General features: G+C 61.0%; 16 protein-coding genes. 12 read left to right on the top strand and 4 right to left on the bottom strand.

Features of this window, described 5'->3' with window-relative positions; translation table 11 throughout:
* The first annotated feature begins 14 nt into the window (after positions 1-14).
* Positions 15-1208 carry a succinyldiaminopimelate transaminase gene (dapC, locus tag UIA24_RS02250; protein WP_330522082.1) on the top strand — a complete coding sequence of 398 codons (1194 nt, stop codon included), beginning with the start codon at positions 15-17 and terminating at the stop codon, positions 1206-1208.
* 98 nt (positions 1209-1306) lie between these two features.
* Here the strand turns inward: dapC and UIA24_RS02245 are convergent, their stop codons facing one another.
* The gene (locus UIA24_RS02245; RefSeq protein ID WP_102052911.1) at positions 1307-2965 is read right to left on the bottom strand and encodes a Na+/H+ antiporter; all 1659 of its coding nucleotides are present in this window, start codon (positions 2963-2965) and stop codon (positions 1307-1309) included.
* 254 nt (positions 2966-3219) lie between these two features.
* On the opposite strand from UIA24_RS02245, the gene UIA24_RS02240 reads away from it, so the two are divergent.
* The 4 genes from UIA24_RS02240 to UIA24_RS02225 are packed head-to-tail and all read left to right on the top strand — an operon-like array spanning position 3220 to position 6304.
* On the top strand, positions 3220-3561 hold the full coding sequence (locus UIA24_RS02240; RefSeq protein WP_256587616.1) for an ArsC family reductase: 342 nt from the start codon (positions 3220-3222) through the stop codon (positions 3559-3561).
* 41 nt (positions 3562-3602) lie between these two features.
* The gene (dapD, locus tag UIA24_RS02235; protein ID WP_099773709.1) at positions 3603-4637 is read left to right on the top strand and encodes a 2,3,4,5-tetrahydropyridine-2,6-dicarboxylate N-succinyltransferase; all 1035 of its coding nucleotides are present in this window, start codon (positions 3603-3605) and stop codon (positions 4635-4637) included.
* A 54-nt stretch (positions 4638-4691) separates the two neighbouring features.
* Positions 4692-5897 carry an aminotransferase class V-fold PLP-dependent enzyme gene (locus UIA24_RS02230; RefSeq protein WP_102052912.1) on the top strand — a complete coding sequence of 402 codons (1206 nt, stop codon included), beginning with the start codon at positions 4692-4694 and terminating at the stop codon, positions 5895-5897.
* Positions 5894-6304: a SufE family protein gene (locus UIA24_RS02225; RefSeq protein WP_330522081.1), complete on the top strand. Its 411-nt coding sequence runs from the start codon at positions 5894-5896 to the stop codon at positions 6302-6304. The genes UIA24_RS02230 and UIA24_RS02225 overlap by 4 nt, the downstream gene beginning before the upstream one ends.
* Here UIA24_RS02225 and tcdA read toward each other — a convergent pair.
* The gene (tcdA, locus tag UIA24_RS02220; protein ID WP_102052874.1) at positions 6283-7107 is read right to left on the bottom strand and encodes a tRNA cyclic N6-threonylcarbamoyladenosine(37) synthase TcdA; all 825 of its coding nucleotides are present in this window, start codon (positions 7105-7107) and stop codon (positions 6283-6285) included. The genes UIA24_RS02225 and tcdA overlap by 22 nt on opposite strands.
* 282 nt (positions 7108-7389) lie before the next feature.
* Here tcdA and UIA24_RS02215 point away from each other — a divergent pair, with 282 nt between their 5' ends.
* The 4 genes from UIA24_RS02215 (at position 7390) to UIA24_RS02200 (ending at position 12441) form a co-directional block, all read left to right on the top strand.
* Positions 7390-9981: a glycosyltransferase gene (locus tag UIA24_RS02215; RefSeq protein WP_330522080.1), complete on the top strand. Its 2592-nt coding sequence runs from the start codon at positions 7390-7392 to the stop codon at positions 9979-9981.
* A gap of 96 nt (positions 9982-10077) precedes the next feature.
* Complete coding sequence (gene dapE, locus UIA24_RS02210; RefSeq protein ID WP_099773705.1) at positions 10078-11229, top strand: succinyl-diaminopimelate desuccinylase; 1152 nt, start codon at positions 10078-10080, stop codon at positions 11227-11229.
* Entirely contained in the window at positions 11229-12041 is an 813-nt protein-coding gene (locus UIA24_RS02205; RefSeq protein WP_330522079.1) for a putative RNA methyltransferase, read from the top strand. Before dapE ends, UIA24_RS02205 begins: the two co-directional genes overlap by 1 nt.
* A 22-nt stretch (positions 12042-12063) precedes the next feature.
* Positions 12064-12441: a hypothetical protein gene (locus UIA24_RS02200; protein WP_330522078.1), complete on the top strand. Its 378-nt coding sequence runs from the start codon at positions 12064-12066 to the stop codon at positions 12439-12441.
* Positions 12442-12500: 59 nt separating this feature from the next.
* Here the strand turns inward: UIA24_RS02200 and UIA24_RS02195 are convergent, their stop codons facing one another.
* On the bottom strand, positions 12501-12710 hold the full coding sequence (locus UIA24_RS02195; protein WP_099773702.1) for a cold-shock protein: 210 nt from the start codon (positions 12708-12710) through the stop codon (positions 12501-12503).
* A 210-nt stretch (positions 12711-12920) separates the two neighbouring features.
* On the opposite strand from UIA24_RS02195, the gene plsB reads away from it, so the two are divergent.
* From plsB to UIA24_RS02180, 3 genes are all read left to right on the top strand, one after another.
* Entirely contained in the window at positions 12921-15407 is a 2487-nt protein-coding gene (gene plsB, locus UIA24_RS02190) for a glycerol-3-phosphate 1-O-acyltransferase PlsB (RefSeq protein ID WP_330522077.1), read from the top strand.
* Positions 15408-15488: 81 nt separating this feature from the next.
* Positions 15489-15887, top strand: coding sequence for a YbaY family lipoprotein (locus UIA24_RS02185; RefSeq protein ID WP_330522076.1), 399 nt, complete (start codon positions 15489-15491; stop codon positions 15885-15887).
* 33 nt (positions 15888-15920) lie between these two features.
* A complete protein-coding gene (locus tag UIA24_RS02180) occupies positions 15921-16610 on the top strand; it encodes a DUF4197 domain-containing protein (protein WP_099773699.1) in 690 nt (229 codons plus the stop codon).
* A gap of 108 nt (positions 16611-16718) precedes the next feature.
* Here UIA24_RS02180 and UIA24_RS02175 read toward each other — a convergent pair whose 3' ends face one another.
* A complete protein-coding gene (locus UIA24_RS02175) occupies positions 16719-19784 on the bottom strand; it encodes an efflux RND transporter permease subunit (RefSeq protein ID WP_330522075.1) in 3066 nt (1021 codons plus the stop codon).
* Positions 19785-19787 lie beyond the last annotated feature (3 nt).

Below are 19787 nucleotides of genomic sequence, written 5' to 3'. Positions count from 1 at the left end.
GAGATTCAGCGCCGATGAACAACGCCTTGCAAAAGCTTCAGCCTTACCCGTTTGAAAAACTGCGCGCCCTGCTCGGCGCTGTACAACCGGCCGCGGACAAACGCGCCATCGCCCTGTCGATCGGTGAGCCGAAGCACACCTCACCGGCGTTCGTCGCCAAGGCACTGGCCGACAATCTGGATCAGATGGCTGTTTACCCCACTACCCTGGGCCTGCCGGCACTGCGCGAGGCGATTGCGCACTGGTGCGAGCGCCGTTTCAACGTGCCAACGGGCTGGATCGACCCGGCCCGCCATGTACTGCCGGTCAACGGCACCCGGGAGGCGTTGTTCTCCTTCACCCAGGCCGTCGTCAACCGTAGCGACGATGCCTTGGTGGTCAGCCCCAACCCTTTCTACCAGATCTACGAAGGTGCGGCCCTGCTGGCAGGTGCACAGCCACACTACCTGCCATGCCTGGATCAGAACGGCTTCAACCCGGACTTCGACGCCGTGCCAGCCGAAATCTGGCAACGCTGCCAGATTCTCTTCCTCTGCTCCCCGGGCAACCCGACCGGCGCACTGATTCCGCTCGATACCCTGAAAAAACTGATTGCCCTGGCTGACCAGTACGATTTCATCATCGCCGCCGACGAATGCTACAGCGAACTGTACTTCGACGAGCAAAGCCCACCACCGGGCCTGCTGAGTGCGTGTGCGGAACTGGGTCGCAGCGACTTCAAGCGTTGCGTGGTGTTCCACAGCCTGTCCAAACGCTCCAACCTGCCGGGCCTGCGCTCAGGCTTCGTCGCCGGTGATGCCGATGTACTCAAGGGCTTCCTGCTCTATCGCACCTACCACGGCTGCGCCATGCCGGTACAAACCCAACTGGCAAGCATTGCTGCGTGGAACGATGAAGCGCATGTACGCGCCAACCGCGACCTGTACCGCGAAAAATTCGACGCTGTGCTGGAAATCCTCGGGCCGGTGCTGGATGTGAAGAAACCGGACGGCGGCTTCTACCTGTGGCCGAAAGTGCCGATGGATGACGCCACCTTCTGCCGCAACCTGTTCGAACAGCAGCACGTGACCGTGGTACCGGGCTCTTACCTGTCTCGCGAGGTCAATGGCGTCAACCCTGGCGCCAGCCGCGTGCGCCTGGCACTGGTCGCACCACTGGCCGAGTGCGTTGAAGCCGCACAGCGGATTCGTGCGTTCATCGAGGGTTAAGCAGCGGCTCCAGTACCGTGGCAAGCCGGCCCCCGTAGACAGTAAACGGGAGTCGGCACACGTGAGCGACCGTCGGCGCTGCTTTTCACCTGAGCCGGCTACTTGACCGGCCCCAGGTTGGCCTCACTCATGTCCAGCTCGCCCAATACCTGACGCAGTACGTCATCACCAATTTCATGATTGCGACGCAGGTTGTACAGCTCCAGCCGCTGCGCACGCAGAGCGCGCAAGCGCAGACGCCGCTCCAAATGGTCCATCTGCTCGGCCAACGCCTGTGCTTCGGCGCTGTCATTGAAGGTATCGAGCTGATGCCGATACTCCGCCATCAAACGCCCCTTGAGTTCTATCGCCAACGCCGCGTGATTGGCATCCTGCGCGGCATCCTGAGGCAGGCTTGATTCCACCGCCTCCTCTGCCTCCAGCGCATGAATGGCCGCCTCAGCCGTGCGCCGCCAGGCCTCCTTGGCCTCTTGGCGCAAGGTATCGTCCGGGCTTTTGGTCACACCGCGCAGCAGCACTGGCAAGGTAATGCAGGCCGAGATCAACGAAAGCAAAATCACTCCGGCAGCGATGAAGATCAGCAGGTCTCGCTCCGGGAAGGCTTTACCTGCGCTGATCAACAGCGGGACCGACATGACACCCGCCAGGGTCACCGCACCACGCACACCGCCCAGGGTCAACAGCCAGCACGAACGAGCGGTGGGCACCAGAACCAGGTCGTCCTTGCCCCGCCAGCGGCGAATCGCACCGATCAGGCGCCAGATGCTCTGCACCCATACAAAACGCAGTGCGATCAACACCAGGAAAATCGCCAGTACATCCAGGCAGCGCCACAGCAGGGTTGGCCACAGTGACGCTTCGTGACTGGTCACCGCCTTGACGATATCCGGCAACTGCAGGCCCAGCAGTAAGAAGATCAGACCATTGAAGGCGAACTCCAACAGCGACCAGACACTGCGATTGAGCAGGCGAGTACTGGTCTGACGTGGCAACAGATCAAGCCAGCTCTGCATCATGCCTGCCGCTACGGCAGACAGAATGCCCGAAGCCCCAAGACGCTCGGCCAACACGTAGGCGGCAAACGGCAGTAACAACATAAATACGACGTGGGTGGCCGGATCATCCCACCCCCGTGCAATCATCCAGGCACGCAAACGTCCGACCAGCCAGCTCAACGCCACGCCGATAGCCAGCCCGCCTACCGCAACCAAAACAAAGGTCAGGCTTGCTTCGGCCAGGGAAAATACCCCGGTAATGGCTGCTGCCAGGGCAAACTTGAAGGTCACCAGGCCCGAGGCATCGTTCATCAGGGCTTCGCCCTGAAGCATGTGCATCAAGGGTGTCGGCAGACGGTCCTGGGTAATGGCCGAAACGGCAACGGCATCAGTCGGCGACAGCACGGCCGCCAAGGCAAAGGCCACCGGCAGCGGAATACTCGGCAGAATCCAATGGATGAAGTAGCCCGCGCCGACGACGGTAAACAGCACCAGCCCGACCGCCAGGGTCAGGATTGGCCCTCGCAGGCGCCACAACTCGCGCTTGGGCATGCGCCAACCATCGGAAAACAATAGCGGCGGAAGGAACAAAAAGAGGAACAGCTCAGGGTCGAGGGCAACGTGAAGCCCCAGGGTTGGCCAGGCCAGCAAGGCTCCAGCGGCAATCTGTACCAACGGCAAAGGTAGCGGAACAAGCCTTCCGACCAACTTGGAAACGCTGACCAGCATCAGCAGAATTAAGACGGTATAGGCTGACTGCATGCGGCGTAATTCCTGTTCGATTTCAAAGCGTTCAATAGCGATAGGCATCCTGCGCCGGAAAACGCCATTGAAGCGACATATTAGCCGCTTAGGCTGCGCGCACACCGCTGCACAAAAGTCGCAAGCACTGCCGCAACCTGTAACACAATGCTACAAAGAACCATGACCAGCGCCACTCCCCGGTGTAGGTCGTGGCATAATCCGTCATCATTTTTTCCCAGGAGGGGCATGACTTGACTACGAGCGACACGCCATTGCGCCTTTACGGAATCAAGGCCTGCGACACCATGAAGAAAGCCCGTACCTGGCTCGAAGAAAATGCCATTGCCTACGACTTTCACGATTACAAGAGCCAGGGTATCGACCGCGAAAGCCTCGAACGCTGGTGTGACGAGCATGGCTGGCAGGTTGTCCTCAACCGTGCAGGCACGACGTTCCGCAAGCTCGACGATGCGCAGAAGGCCGACCTTGATCAGGCCAAGGCCGTCGCGTTGATGCTCGCCCAGCCCTCGATGATCAAACGCCCGGTACTCGACCTGGGTGAACGAACCCTGGTCGGCTTCAAGCCCGACCTTTACGCGGCCGCCCTGTCCTGACCGGCGCCACGCATTCATTCAATTTCCCAAGAGGTAACCGCATGTCCACTACCCTGTTCAGCCTGGCCTTTGGTGTTGGCACCCAGAACCGCCAAGGCGCCTGGCTGGAAGTCTTCTACGCACAACCGCTGGTGAACCCGGCTGCCGAACTGATCGCGGCCATTGCCCCGATCCTCGGTTACGAAGGTGGCAACCAGGCCATTGCCTTCAACACCACCCAGGCCGCACAACTGGCCGAAGCGCTGAAAAACGTCGACGCCGCACAGGCCGCCCTGCTGACTCGCCTGGCAGAAAGCAGCAAGCCGCTGGTCGCTACCCTGCTGGCCGAAGACGGTGCCCTGACCTCCACCCCAGAAGCGTACCTGAAGCTGCACCTGCTCTCGCACCGCTTGGTCAAACCGCATGGCGTGAGCCTGGCCGGCATTTTCCCGCTGCTGCCGAACGTGGCCTGGACCAGCCAGGGCGCCATCGACCTGGCCGAGCTGGCCGAGCTGCAACTGGAAGCACGTCTGAAGGGCGAGTTGCTGGAAGTCTTCTCGGTAGACAAGTTCCCGAAGATGACCGACTACGTCGTGCCGAGCGGCGTACGTATCGCCGACAGCGCACGGGTACGCCTGGGTGCTTACATCGGCGAAGGCACCACCATCATGCACGAAGGCTTCGTCAACTTTAACGCTGGCACCGAAGGCCCGGGCATGATCGAAGGCCGTGTTTCGGCAGGCGTATTCGTCGGCAAGGGCTCGGACCTGGGCGGCGGCTGCTCGACCATGGGCACCCTGTCGGGTGGCGGCAATATCGTGATCAAGGTCGGTGAAGGCTGCCTGATCGGCGCCAACGCCGGTATCGGTATTCCGCTGGGCGACCGCAATACCGTTGAAGCAGGCCTGTACATCACAGCAGGCACAAAGGTGGCCCTGCTTGACGAGCAGAACCAACTGGTCAAAGTGGTCAAGGCACGCGACCTGGCTGGCCAGCCAGACCTGCTGTTCCGTCGCAACTCGGTCAGCGGCGCAGTGGAGTGCAAGACCCACAAGTCGGCTATCGAGCTGAACGAAGCGCTGCACGCTCACAACTAAGTGGTACGATCGGGCTTGGCGCTTGCCAAGCCCGATGCCCAGAGCCCGACCATCATGTTCCTGCCTTCTCCATGGCGCGCTGACTTTCCGGCCATCGCTGCCCTGCAACGACAGCACCAGACCTATCTGGACAATGCTGCGACTACTCAGAAGCCTCAAGCCCTGCTCGATGCCCTGAGCCACTATTACAGTCACGGTGCCGCCAATGTTCACCGTGCCCAACACCTGCCCGGCGCGCTGGCGACACAAGCCTTTGAACGCACCCGGGAGAAGGTTGCCGGCTGGCTGAATGCCGCCAGCACCGACGAGATCATCTTCACCCACGGCGCCACTTCGGCACTGAACCTGCTGGCCTACGGCCTGGAAGCGCGCTTTCATCCCGGCGATGAGATCGCGGTCAGCGCCCTGGAACACCATGCCAACCTGCTGCCCTGGCAGCAGTTGGCCCGGCGACGCGGCCTCACGCTGGTGATATTGCCCATCACCCCTGAGGGCTTCATCGATGTCGAGGCTGCGCTGCAGTTGATTGGCCCGCGCACACGCCTTGTCGCACTCAGTCAACTGTCGAATGTACTGGGTACCTGGCAACCCCTCGCGCCCTTGCTGGCCCATGCCCGGGCTCAAGGAGCACTGAGTGTGGTCGATGGCGCCCAGGGCGTGGTCCATGGGCGGCATGATGTCCAGCAACTGGGCTGTGACTTCTATGTCTTTTCCAGCCACAAGCTCTATGGCCCGGACGGTGTCGGCGTGCTTTACGGTCGGTACCAGGCACTGAACCTGCTGCAGCACTGGCAGTTCGGCGGCGAGATGGTGCAGTTGGCCGACTATCAAGAGGCCACGTTCCGCCCCGCCCCGTTGGGTTTTGAAGCGGGTACACCGCCGATAGCCGGCGTCATCGGCCTGGGCGCCAGCCTTGATTACCTGGCCAGCCTGGACCCATCCGCCGTTGACGAACACGAGGCCACCCTGCACCGCCTGCTGCTGCGCGGCCTGAACGACCGTGAAGGTGTGCGGGTGCTCGGTACGCCCGACGTGGCAGTGGCCAGCTTCGTCATCCACGGTGTACACAGCGCCGATCTGGCCCACCTGTTGACCGAGCAGGGCGTCGCCGTACGTGCCGGCCACCACTGCGCCATGCCACTGCTGAAAAGCCTCGGCCTTGCAGGTGCGGTACGGGTGTCACTGGCCCTGTATAGCGATTCGGATGACCTGCAACGCTTTTTTGAAGCACTGGACCAGTCCTTGGAGCTGCTGCGATGACCCTGCCAATCGCTGCCCAAGAGGCACTTGATAGCTTTGAACAGGCCGCAGGCTGGGAGCAACGTGCCCGCTTGCTGATGCAATGGGGCGAGCGCCTGCCAGCCTTGAGCAGTGACGAACAGTGCGAAGCCAACCGCGTGCATGGCTGTGAAAGCCAGGTGTGGTTGGTAGCCGAACAGCGCGCCGGGCACTGGCACTTTCGCGCCAGCAGCGATGCCCGGATGATCCGTGGCTTGCTCGCCCTGCTGCTGGTCCGGGTTGAAGGCCTGTCCAGCAGCGCCTTGCAACAGCTGGATCTGCCCGGCTGGTTCAACCAGTTGGGCCTGGGGCGACAACTATCGCCCTCGCGCAGCAACGGCCTCAATGCCGTGCTGCAACGTATGGCTCAGCTCGCCTCTGGCGCCTGAGCCGGCTTGCGCTCGGATGGGCGCCGGGTACCCGCCACCAGTTTGTCCAGTGCCTTGCTCGCCGCGACCATGCCGAAGGTCGCGGTGACCATCATGACCGCACCGAAGCCACCAGAGCAGTCCAGCTTGACCCCATCACCGACAAAACTTTTCTGCAGGCAAACGCCGCCGTCCGGCTTCGGGTAGCGCAACTGCTCGGTGGAGAACACGCACGGCACGCTGTAGTTGCGGCTGACATTGCGCGAGAACCCATAATCGCGGCGCAGAGTCGAACGCACACGCGAAGCCAATGGGTCGTTATAGGTACGGTTCAGGTCGGTGACCTGAACCTGGGTAGGGTCGATCTGCCCACCCGCGCCACCGGTGGTGATGATCGAGATCTTCCGACGCTTGCACCAGGCAATCAGCGCCGCCTTGGCCTGCACGGCGTCAATGCAGTCGATGACAAAATCCAGGTCTTCGGTGATGTACTGGGCGAGGGTTTCCTTGGTCACGAAGTCCGCCACCGCATGTACCGTGCATGCCGGGTTGATCGCCCTCAAGCGTTCGGCTGTGGCGTCCACCTTCGGTTTGCCGACATTGCCTTGCAGCGCATGCAACTGACGGTTGGTATTACTGACACACACATCATCCAGGTCGAACAGCGAGATTTCACCTACCCCACTGCGGGCAATGGCTTCTGCCACCCATGAACCGACGCCACCGATGCCGATGATCGCCACATGGGCGTCACGCAGGCGCTGCAGCCCCTCCAGCCCGTACAACCGGGCAACACCGGCAAAGCGTGGATCTTCTGTACTCATGGCCCTACCCCGAAAAAACCGGCGCGCATTATAGGCTGCTCTGCGTTCGATGCCATACCGTGCCTGACCGACAGCCAAGACAGCCGATTGGTCATACCGGTTGCAATGCTGCTTTAATGTCCAGCGTAACCCCAAGTCCTGGACGACAATTGCACGGGCGTCAGAACTAAAGCTGCTAATGAAAATCCAAGTTGATACCTGCCTGTATTGCACGGCAGGTAACGATCAGGATTTGCGCTGTACGGCGCTTGCCCGTTCCACCCTTTGGAACCCGAACTACCTATGTCATCGCGTAAATTTGGTCTTAACCTGGTCATCGTCGTGGCAATCGCCGCGCTGTTCACCGGGTTCTGGGCGCTGATCAACCGCCCGGTTTCCACACCCAACTGGCCGGAGCAGATTTCCGGCTTCTCCTACTCGCCTTTCCGCCTGGGGCAAAGCCCGCAGAAAGGGCAATACCCAACCACTGACGAGATGCGCCAGGACCTGGAGCAGTTGAGCAAGCTGACCGACAGTATCCGTATCTATACCGTGGACGGCACCCAGGACCAGATTCCGGCACTGGCCGAGGAGTTTGGCCTGCGAGTAACGCTGGGGGTATGGATCAGCCCCGACCAGGAGCGTAACGAACGGGAAATCCAGCGTGCCATCGAACTGGCCAACAGCTCACGCAGCGTAGTGAGGGTAATGGTCGGTAACGAAGCCCTGTTCCGCAAGGAGATCACCCCCGAAGCGCTGATGCAATACCTGGATCGGGTGCGCGCAGCCGTCAAGGTACCGGTCACAACCTCTGAACAATGGCACATCTGGAAAGAACACCCCGAACTGGCCAAGCACGTCGATCTGGTGGCGGCGCACATCCTGCCGTACTGGGAATTCATCCCGATGCAGGACGCCGGCCAATTCGTTCTCGACCGTGCCCGCGACCTCAAGCGCCTGTTCCCGAAAAAGCCACTGCTGCTCTCGGAAGTCGGCTGGCCGAGCAATGGCCGTATGCGTGGTGGTGCTGAAGCAACCCAGGCCGATCAGGCCATCTACCTGCGCACACTGGTCAACAAACTGAACCGCCAGGGTTACAACTACTTCGTCATCGAAGCCTACGACCAACCCTGGAAAGCCAGTGACGAAGGTTCGGTCGGCGCGTACTGGGGCGTATTCAACGCGGCTCGCCAACAGAAGTTCAACTTTGAAGGCCCTGTGGTCGCGATCCCACAATGGCGCTTGCTGGCCATCAGTTCCGTGGTCCTGGCGATGCTCTCGCTGGCCCTGCTGCTGATCGACGGCTCGGCCCTGCGTCAGCGCGGCCGTACCTTCCTGACCTTCATCGCCTTCCTGTGCGGTTCGGTACTGGTCTGGATCGGCTACGACTACAGCCAACAGTACAGCACCTGGTTCAGCCTGACGGTGGGCTTCCTGCTTGCCCTCGGGGCACTCGGCGTCTTCATCGTGCTGCTGACCGAGGCTCATGAACTGGCCGAAGCCGTGTGGATACACAAGCGGCGTCGCGAGTTCCTTCCGGTACAGGCCGACAGCGCCTACCGCCCCAAGGTTTCGGTCCATGTGCCCTGCTACAACGAGCCGCCGGAAATGGTCAAACAGACCCTCGACGCGCTGGCCGCACTGGATTATCCGGACTACGAAGTCCTGATCATCGACAACAACACCAAGGACCCGGCGGTCTGGGAGCCGATCAAGGCCCACTGCGAACTGCTCGGCGAGCGCTTCAAGTTCTTCCACGTCGCACCACTGGCCGGTTTCAAGGGCGGGGCATTGAACTACCTCATCCCGCATACGGCCAAGGACGCCGAAGTGATCGCGGTGATCGACTCGGACTACTGCGTCGACCGCAACTGGCTCAAACACATGGTGCCGCATTTCGCCGACCCGAAAATCGCCGTGGTGCAATCGCCACAGGACTACCGCGACCAGTATGAAAGCACCTTCAAGAAGCTCTGCTACTCGGAGTACAAGGGCTTCTTCCATATCGGCATGGTGACCCGCAACGACCGTGACGCGATCATCCAGCATGGCACCATGACCATGACCCGCCGCTCGGTGCTCGAAGAACTGGGCTGGGCCGACTGGTGTATCTGTGAGGATGCCGAGCTGGGCCTGCGCGTGTTCGAAAAAGGCTATTCGGCGGCTTATGCCCACAACAGCTACGGCAAGGGCCTGATGCCCGACACCTTCATCGACTTCAAGAAGCAGCGCTTCCGTTGGGCCTATGGCGCGATTCAGATCATCAAGCGGCACGCTGCAAGCCTGTTGCGCGGCAAGGACACCGAGCTGACACGCGGCCAGCGCTACCACTTCCTGGCCGGCTGGCTGCCATGGATCGCCGACGGCATGAACATTTTCTTCACCGTCGGGGCACTGCTCTGGTCGGCAGCGATGATCATCGTGCCGCAGCGGGTCGACCCGCCGCTGATGATTTTCGCCATCCCGCCACTGGCATTGTTCGTGTTCAAGGTCGGCAAGATCGTGTTCCTCTATCGCCGCGCGGTCGGGGTGAACCTCAAGGATGCCTTCGCTGCGGCGCTGGCTGGCCTGGCCCTGTCGCACACCATTGCCAAGGCGGTGCTGTACGGCTTCTTCACCAGCAGCATTCCGTTCTTCCGCACCCCGAAAAACGCCGACAGCCATGGTCTGCTGGTGGCGATTTCCGAGGCGCGCGAAGAGCTGTTCATCATGCTCCTGCTCTGGGGTGCCGCGGCCGGTATCTACCTGGTTCAAGGCATGCCGAGCGCCGACATGCGTTTCTGGGTGGCCATGCTGTTGGTGCAGTCGCTGCCCTACCTGGCCGCACTGATCATGGCGATGCTGTCGTCGCTGCCGAAACCGTCGAATGAGGTACAGCCGGCCACCGCCGGATAAAATCTGCACAACCTCTAAACGGCGGCCTTGGGCCGCCGTTTTTGCTATAAGATAACGCCCCTAATTTTGTGCCTTGCCTTGCTTCCGGAGTCTTTCATGACGGCCCCAGCCGACCTCTCGCCTACCCTTGAACTGGCCTGCGACCTGATCCGTCGGCCCTCGGTGACCCCGCTCGACGCCGACTGCCAGAAACAGATGATGCAGCGCCTGGGCGATGCCGGCTTCATGCTGGAGCCAATGCGTATCGAAGACGTAGACAACTTCTGGGCCACCCACGGCACTCAGGACGGCCCGGTATTGTGCTTTGCCGGTCATACCGACGTAGTGCCTACCGGCCCGGTACAGGCCTGGCAGAACGATCCGTTTGAAGCGCTGATCGACGAAAACGGCATGCTCTGCGGCCGCGGCGCAGCCGACATGAAGGGCAGCCTGGCCGCCATGGTCGTGGCCACCGAGCGTTTCGTAGCCGACTACCCCAACCATCGCGGCAAGGTTGCGTTCCTGATCACCAGCGACGAAGAAGGCCCGGCCCACCATGGCACCAAGGCGGTGATCGAACGCCTGGCCGCCCGTCAGGAGCGCCTGGACTGGTGCATCGTCGGCGAACCGTCGAGCACCACCCTGGTGGGTGATGTGGTGAAGAACGGTCGACGTGGCTCCCTCGGTGCGAAGCTGACCGTACGCGGCAAACAAGGCCATGTGGCCTACCCGCACCTGGCGAAGAACCCGATCCACCTGGCTGCCCCGGCATTGGCCGAACTGGCCGCCGAGCACTGGGACGAAGGCAACGCCTTCTTCCCGCCGACCAGCTTCCAGATCTCCAACCTCAACTCCGGCACCGGCGCCACCAACGTCGTACCTGGCGAACTGACCGCCCTGTTCAACTTCCGCTTCTCCACCGAGTCGACCGTCGAAGGCCTGCAGCAGCGCGTCGCGGCCATCCTCGACAAGCACCAGTTGGACTGGGATGTGGAATGGGCGCTGTCAGGCCTGCCGTTCCTGACCGAACCGGGCGAACTGCTCGATGCGGTATCGGCGAGCATCAAGGCCGTCACTGGCCGCGAGACCCAGCCGTCGACCAGCGGCGGTACCTCCGATGGCCGCTTCATTGCGACCCTCGGTACTCAGGTCGTCGAACTGGGCCCGGTCAATGCCACTATTCACCAGGTCAACGAGCGTATCCTGGCCAGCGATCTCGATGTGCTGACCGAGATCTACTACCAGACCCTGACCCGGCTGCTTGCCTGATGCTCATCTGCCCTCTTTGCAGTGCGCCACTGGCCAGCGTCGAAAATGGCGTGGCCTGCCCCGCAGGTCATCGTTTCGACCGTGCTCGTCAGGGCTACCTGAACCTGCTGCCGGTGCAGCACAAGAACAGCCGTGACCCGGGCGACAACCAGGCCATGGTCGAGGCGCGTCGGGATTTTCTCAGCGCAGGCCACTACGCTCCGGTTGCACACCGCCTGGCCGAACTGGCCGCTGAGCGTGCACCTCAGCGCTGGCTGGACATCGGCTGTGGCGAAGGCTACTACACCGCGCAGATCGCCGAAGCCCTGCCTGCGGCAGAAGGCTATGCCCTGGACATCTCCCGAGAAGCGGTCAAGCGTGCCTGCCGGCGTAGCCCCGCAGTCACCTGGCTGGTCGCGAGCATGGCCCGGATACCGCTGGCCGATGCCAGTTGCGGCTTTCTGGCCAGCGTCTTCAGCCCGCTGGACTGGCAAGAGGCGAAACGCCTGCTGGTGCCGGGGGGTGGCCTGATGCGTATCGGCCCGACCCGTGAGCACCTGATGGAGCTGCGCCAGCGTCTGTACGATGAAGTGCGCGACTACAGCGATGATAAACACCTGGCGCTGGTCCCCGAGGGCATGGTTCACGATCACAGCGAAACCCTGACCTTTCGCCTGACCCTGGACACACCAAAGGCCCGTGCCGACCTGCTGGCAATGACTCCTCATGGCTGGCGTGCCAGCGCAGAAAAACGCACCGCGGTCATCGACCAGACCGAGCCCTTTGAGGTGACGGTGTCCATGCGTTACGACTATTTTGTACGGCAAGGCTGAGCCGAACCCGGAGGATTGCCCCATGCGTCAACCCGATATCGAGATTTACCTCAAGGATGCGGACGTCGACCACAAAGCCATTGCTGCCTGGCTAAGCGAAGCCCTCGGCCCATGCACTGAGTGGGTGCAGAAAGGCCAGACCTGGAAATGCAGGGCAGGAAACGTGCCTGTGACCTGGCTGCCGAAAGCCGTTGGCAAATGGAACAGCCTTTACCTGGAAAGCGACCAGACCCCGTGGGAGGACGACATTGCCTGCGCGCGTGCAGCATTTGCCGTACTGAACGTCGAAGTACGCTGCGCACCGGGTAGTTGGGTAGAAGAAGAAGGCGAGGAAGACGCCGATCGCTGGATTCGCATCAGTGCCGACGGTGAAGAGGAAATCACCTGGCGCACGCAGTAACCTGCACTCTCGAAAAGGCCCGTCCCGGTCGTCCGGCGACGGGCCTTTTCGTTCACGGCTTAGAGACCAACCACGTCTTCAGCCTGAAGGCCTTTCTGGCCTTCTACCAATGCGTACTCCACTCGCTGCCCCTCGCTCAGGGTGCGATGCCCCTCGCCACGAATCGCACGGTAATGAACAAATACATCGGCACCGCCTTCACGCTGAATGAAGCCATAACCTTTGGCGTCATTGAACCACTTCACGTTCCCAGTCTCACGAGACGACATCTTTACTACTCCGGTTTTTTATTTTGGAATCGCCTTGCAGGCAGGGGTCACCACCCTCTACCGACGCAGCTTGCAACAAAAAACCTGCAAGCTGCGGACCGAGTATAAGGCAGCCTTCAAAGAATTTTTATGACCTGAGTCCTTTTTGCTGAACTTGCGCAGATACGGCACACTAACCTGCTTGAATTCAATATCCAGAGCAGAGCCTGTATGACCCGTTCACCTTTGCACCGCCTGATTTTCGGTGCTCTGCGCCGCCTGCTGTACCTATGGGTTCGCTCCGAGACAATCAACCAGTCGTCTTTCACCCTGAACCTGGACCGCAGTCGCCCGGTGTTCTATGCCCTGCAATCACCGTCGCTGGCCGACCTGGCCGTGCTGGACAGTGAATGCACCAAAGCCGGGCTGCCACGCCCTGTGTTACCCGTTTCACTCGGTAACCTCGAAGAACCGGCCGCTTTCTTCTATTTGACCCCAGACCCGGACTGGCTCGGCCGGCATGACAAACGCGGCGCACCACCAACGCTGGCTCGGTTGGTCAACGCGGTCAGCCTGCATGATGAAAACGATGCACAGATCATCCCGGTCAGTGTGTTCTGGGGCCAGTCACCGGCCAGTGAATCGAGCCCGTGGAAATTGCTGTTCGCCGACAGCTGGGCCGTGACCGGGCGCCTGCGCAAGCTGCTGAGCATTCTGATCCTGGGGCGCAAGACCCGCGTGCAGTTCTCCGCACCGATCCATCTGCGCGAACTGGTGCAACACGAAAAAGGGCAGGCGCGCACGGTACGCATGGCCCAACGCCTGCTACGGGTTCATTTTCGCAACCTCAAGACAGCCGTCATCGGCCCGGACATTTCTCACCGGCGCAACCTGGTCAAGGGCCTGATCCACGACCCGTTGGTACGTCAGGCCATCGCCGAGGAAGCCGAACGCGAGAACATCCCGCTGGCCAAGGCCGAAGCCCAGGCACTGCGCTATGGCAACGAAATCGCCTCGGACTACACCTACACCGCCATTCGCTTCCTTGAGGTTGTGCTCAGTTGGTTCTGGAACAAGATCTACGATGGCATCAAGGTCAACCACATCGAGCAGGTGCAAGGTATCGCGCCGGGACATGAGGTGATCTACGTCCCCTGCCATCGCAGCCACATCGACTACCTGCTGCTGTCGTACCTGCTGTTCCGCAATGGCCTAACCCCGCCGCATGTTGCCGCCGGCATCAACCTGAACATGCCCGTCATTGGTAGCCTGCTACGCCGAGGCGGTGCATTCTTCATGCGCCGTACGTTCAAGGGCAACCCGCTGTACACCGCCGTGTTCAACGAATACCTGCACACCCTATTCAGCAAAGGCTTCCCCGTGGAGTACTTCGTCGAAGGTGGACGCTCGCGAACCGGGCGCATGTTGCAACCCAAAACCGGGATGCTGGCAATTACCCTGCGCAGCTTCCTGCGCTCCTCACGCACACCTATTGTCTTCGTACCGGTGTACATCGGCTACGAACGCGTCCTGGAGGGGCGTACCTACCTGGGTGAACTGCGCGGTGCGAGCAAGAAGAAAGAGTCGATTTTCGATATCTTCAAGGTCTTCGGTGCCCTCAAACAGCGCTTTGGCCAAGTGTCGGTCAACTTCGGCGCCCCCATTCGCCTGGCCAGTTTCCTCGACGCGCAGCAGCCCGGCTGGCGCGAGCAGGAGCATGGACCACAGTTCCGCCCGGCCTGGCTCAACCAGACCACCTCACGCCTGGGCGAGACAGTCGCCCGGCACCTGAACGAAGCGGCGGCAATCAACCCGGTCAACCTGGTGGCCCTGGCCCTGCTGTCGACCAGCAAGCTGGCCCTCGACGAACGTGCCCTAGCACGCGTGCTGGACCTGTACCTTACACTGCTGCGGCAAGTGCCCTACTCACCGCACACGACGCTGCCAGAGGGTGACGGCCTGGCGCTGATCGCCCACGTCAGGGATATGGACATGCTTGCTGAACAGCGTGATGCGCTGGGCAAGATCCTCTATCTGGATGAGCAGAACGCCATCCTTATGACCTACTACCGCAACAACGTCCTGCACATTGTTGCCCTGCCCGCCCTGCTGGCGAGCTTCTTCCAGAGCAGCTCGCGGATGAGCCGCGACTTGATCCTGCAATACGTACGGGCACTGTACCCGTACCTGCAATCCGAGTTGTTTATCCGCTGGTCGCTGGACGAACTGGACGCGGTGGTTGACCAATGGCTGCAGGCGTTTGTCGACCAAGGCCTGCTGCGCTTTGAAAATGGCGTCTACCTGCGCCCTGCCCCGAGTTCGCGCCAATTCGTGCTGCTGACCCTCCTGGCCCGGGCCATTACCCAGACCCTGCAGCGCTTCTACATGGCCACCGCCCTGCTGCTCAATAGCGGCCAACACAGCCTCAGCGCCGAAGCACTGGAAGACCTCTGCGTGGTCATGGCCCAGCGGCTGTCGATCCTGCACGGGCTCAATGCCCCGGAGTTCTTCGATAAAAGCCTGTTCCGCCACTTCATTCAAACCCTGATCGAACAGGGAGTTCTGCGCCCCGATACCGCTGGCAAACTGGGATACCACGAAAAACTCAGTGAGTTGGCAGAGGGGGCGGCCAAGCGTGTGCTCTCGGCGGAGGTGCGCCTGTCAATCCGTCAGGTGGCCCTGCATCGCAATGACGATAACCCCGAAACGACGACATGAACCCTACGTGGTCTTGCCCGGAGCACGACCACGAAACAACGTGGGCGCCGACGTCACGGCGCCTTCGATAAGGAGATCCTGATGAAAAAATTGACCCTGGCCCTGATCGGAAGCCTGCTGGCAGCCTGCAGCAGTACGCCCCCAACCCCCAAGGCCAGCCTGGACGGCGAAGTGTTCTACCTTCAGCGTATCGCCCTGCCTCCAAGCGCGACCTTGAGTGTCAGCCTGCAAGATGTCTCCCTGGCTGACGCGCCAGCCGTCACGCTGGCCAGGCAGAGCGGCCCGGTAAACGGTCAGGTTCCGCTGCCGTTCCACCTCACCTACGACCCGAGCCAGGTCAAACCAGGCCACCGCTATGCCGTCAGCGCACGTATCGAGCTGGACGGTAAACTGATGTTCATCAACACCGAACAGCATGCCGTGCAACTTGATGGCCACGACCCGCAACCCGTGCGCATCAAGGTCGACGCGATTCGCTGATTTCCCCCTTCGTTCCCAGAAAAGGATGCTGCCATGTTTCGCCCCGTTCTCACCTTTACCAGCCTGTGTGCAGGCCTGCTGCTCTCGGCCAGCGCCATGGCCCTGTCGTTGAGCGATCTCTCGCAACAGGATGCCAGCGGTGGCCTCAAGGATGCCTTGACCCAAGGCGCCCAGATTGCCGTCAAGCAACTGGGTACCCCAGGTGGTTTCAGCAACAACCCGGATGTACGCATCGAGCTGCCTGGCAACCTTGGCAAGGCCGCCAAAACGATGCGCAAGTTCGGCATGGGTGCTGAAGTCGACCAATTGGAAGCCAGCATGAACAAAGCCGCCGAAGCGGCCGTACCGCAAGCTCAGGCACTGCTGGTGGATGCCGTGAAGAAAATGACCGTGGCCGATGCCAAGAGCATTCTCAGCGGCGGCAACGACTCGGCGACGCAGTACCTGAACAAGACCAGCCGTGAACAGATCCGCGCCAAGTTCCTGCCAATCGTCAAGCAGGCCACCGACCAGGTTGGCCTGGCGCAGCAGTACAACAGCTTCGCCGGCCAGGCTGCGAGCCTGGGTGTACTGGACTCGAAAAATGCCAACGTCGAGAACTACGTGACCGAGCAAGCGCTCAATGGCCTGTTCGAGATGATCGGCAAGCAGGAAGCCAGCATTCGTGAAAACCCGGCCGGTGCTGCCACCAGCCTGGCGAAGAAGGTGTTTGGCGCGCTCTGACACGGCAGGGGTCGCCACATAAGGCATGACACCCCATACCATCGCGGGCAAGATCCGCTCCCACACATGTTGCGCACTGTGGGGGTGGCTTGCCCGCGATGCCGGTTTCTAGGGTTTCTTGACCCTGAACCAGGCCGCATACAGCGCTGGCAGGAACAACAGGGTCAACACCGTCGCGACGATCAGGCCGCCCATGATGGCTACCGCCATCGGCCCGAAAAACACACTGCGCGACAGTGGGATCATGGCCAGCACCGCCGCCAACGCCGTCAACACAATCGGCCGGAAACGCCGTACCGTGGCTTCGATGATCGCCTGCCAACGGTCAAGCCCTGCGGCAATGTCCTGCTCGATCTGGTCCACCAGGATCACCGAGTTGCGCATGATCATCCCTGATAACGCAATGGTGCCAAGCATCGCGACGAAACCGAACGGCTGTCGGAACACCAACAGGAACAAGGTCACGCCGATTACGCCCAACGGGGCCGTCAGGAACACCATCACCGTGCGCGAGAAACTGCGCAACTGCAGCATCAGCAAGGTCAGCACCACCACGATGAACAACGGGAAACCGGCTTTCACCGAGTTTTGCCCTCGCGCGGAATCCTCGACCGTACCGCCCACTTCCAGCAAGTAGCCATCCGGCAGTTGCGCACGCACGCTCTCAAGTGTTGGCAGGATCTGTTGAACCAGGGTCACCGGCTGCTCCTTGCCGTAAATATCGGCGCGCACGGTGACCGTCGGCAAGCGGTTACGGTGCCAGATCACGCCTTCCTCAAAACCGTATTCCAAGGTCGCGATCTGCGACAGCGCAACGCTGCGGCCATTATCAGTCGGTACCGCGAGGCTAGGCAGGTTCGCAAGCTCACGCCGTTCCTGTAGCGTGCCACGCAGCAGTATCTCGATCAGCTCATTGTCTTCCCGGTACTGGCTAACCCCTGAACCGCTCAGGGTGCTTTGCAGGAATTGGGCGAGGTTGGCCGTGCTCACGCCGAGTGCACGGGCACGATCCTGATCGATGATCAGGTGAACCACCTTGCTTGGCTCTTCCCAGTCCAGGTGCACGTTAGCCACATGGGGGTTCTCGTGGACCTTGGCCGCAACCTTGCGCGCCAACGCTCGCACGACCTCAATGTGCTCCCCCGTGACCCGGAACTGCACCGGATAGCCAACCGGCGGGCCGTTTTCCAGCCGAGTGACACGCGAGCGCAGTTGCGGGAACTGTTCGTTCAGGTTTTCGATCAACCAGCTACGCAGCGCCTCACGGTCTTCGATGGTCTTGGCCAACACCACGAACTGGGCAAAACTCGCTGCGGGCAGTTGCTGATCCAGAGGCAGGTAGAAGCGTGGCGAACCAGTGCCGACATACGCCACATAGTTTTCAATATCAGGACGCGCCTTGAGCATCGCCTCCAGCCGCTCGACCTGCTCAGCGGTATTGCTCAGCGAGGCGCCTTCAGCCAGTTTCAGGTCAACCATCAACTCCAGACGCCCGGAAGCCGGGAAAAATTGCTGAGGGACGAAACGGAACAACAGGATGCTCGCGATGAACATGCCGATGGTGAGCACAATGACTGTCTTACGCCGCCGTACACACCACGCCACCACTCGCCGAACCCGTTGATAGAACGGCGTGCCATAGGGGTCAGGCGCGTTGCCGTTCGTACCGTGTTTAGCCGCATGCGACTTGGCCAGGTCCGGTAACAGCCGTTCGCCCAGGTAAGGCACAAACACCACCGCGACAATCCAGGACGCCAACAACGCAATCGTCACCACCTGAAAGATCGAGCGGGTGTACTCGCCAGTACCTGACTGCGCTGTTGCGATCGGCAGGAAGCCTGCCGCAGTGATCAGCGTGCCGGTGAGCATCGGAAATGCCGTGCTGGTCCAGGCAAAGCTGGCGGCCTTGAAGCGGTCAAAGCCCTGCTCCATCTTGATCGCCATCATCTCTACCGCAATGATCGCATCGTCCACCAGTAACCCCAGCGCCAGTACCAGCGCCCCCAGGGAGATCTTGTGCAGACCGATGCCCAGGTAGTACATGGTGGCGAAGGTCATTGCCAGTACCACTGGAATCGCCAACGCGACCACCAGCCCGGTGCGCAGGCCCAGGGAAAAGAAACTCACCAGCAAGACCACGGCCAAGGCTTCGACCAGTACGTTGACGAACTCACCGACACCGGTCTTCACCGCCGCAGGTTGGTCAGACACCTTGCGCAGCTCCATGCCGGCAGGCAGGTTGCGGGTAATCCGCGAAAACTCGGCTTCCAGTGCCTTGCCCAACACCAGAATGTCGCCACCGGGCTTCATCGACACCGCCAGACCGATGGCGTCCTCGCCCATGAAGCGCATACGTGGCGCAGGCGGGTCGTTGAAGCCACGACGCACGTCGGCGACATCGGCGATGCGGAAGGTGCGGTTATCGACACGAATGGGGAACTGCTCGATCTGCTCAACCGTCTCGAACTGACCACTGACGCGCAACTGCAAACGCTCGGTGGGCGTTTCAAAGAAGCCCGCCGTGCTGACCGTATTCTGCTCTTCCAGTGCTTGCTGCACCGCCGCCAATGGCAAGCCAAGGGTGGCCAGCTTGACGTTCGACAGTTCGATCCAGATTTTCTCGTCCTGCAGCCCCAGCAGTTCGACCTTGCCTACATCATTGACCCGTTGCAGCTGGACCTGCACACGGTCGGCGTAGTCCTTGAGCACGGCATAATCGAAGCCTTTGCCTGTCAGGGCGTAGATGTTGCCGAACGTGGTACCGAATTCATCATTGAAAAACGGCCCCTGAATGCCCGGTGGCAAGGTGTGGCGGATGTCCGCGACTTTCTTGCGCAACTGGTACCACAACTCAGGGATCTCGTCCGAGTGCATGGAGTCCCGGGCCATGAAGGTGACTTGCGATTCGCCGGGGCGAGAGAACGACACGATCCGTTCGTACTCGCCGGTTTCCATCAGCGTTTTTTCAATACGTTCGGTCACCTGGCGCGACACTTCCTCGGCACTCGCGCCAGGCCAGAGGGTACGAACCACCATGGCCTTGAAGGTAAATGGCGGGTCTTCACTCTGGCCGAGTTTTGTATACGACAATGCGCCGACTATGGCGACCAACAACATCAGGAACAGGACGATCTGGCGATTACGCAACGCCCAAGCAGAAAGGTTGAAACCCATCAG

The organism is Pseudomonas sp. AL 58, assembly GCF_036348395.1.
GTDB lineage: Bacteria > Pseudomonadota > Gammaproteobacteria > Pseudomonadales > Pseudomonadaceae > Aquipseudomonas > Aquipseudomonas defluvii.
The sequence above is the reverse complement of the archived record's forward strand: the minus strand, read 5'-3'. Positions and strand labels throughout refer to the sequence as shown.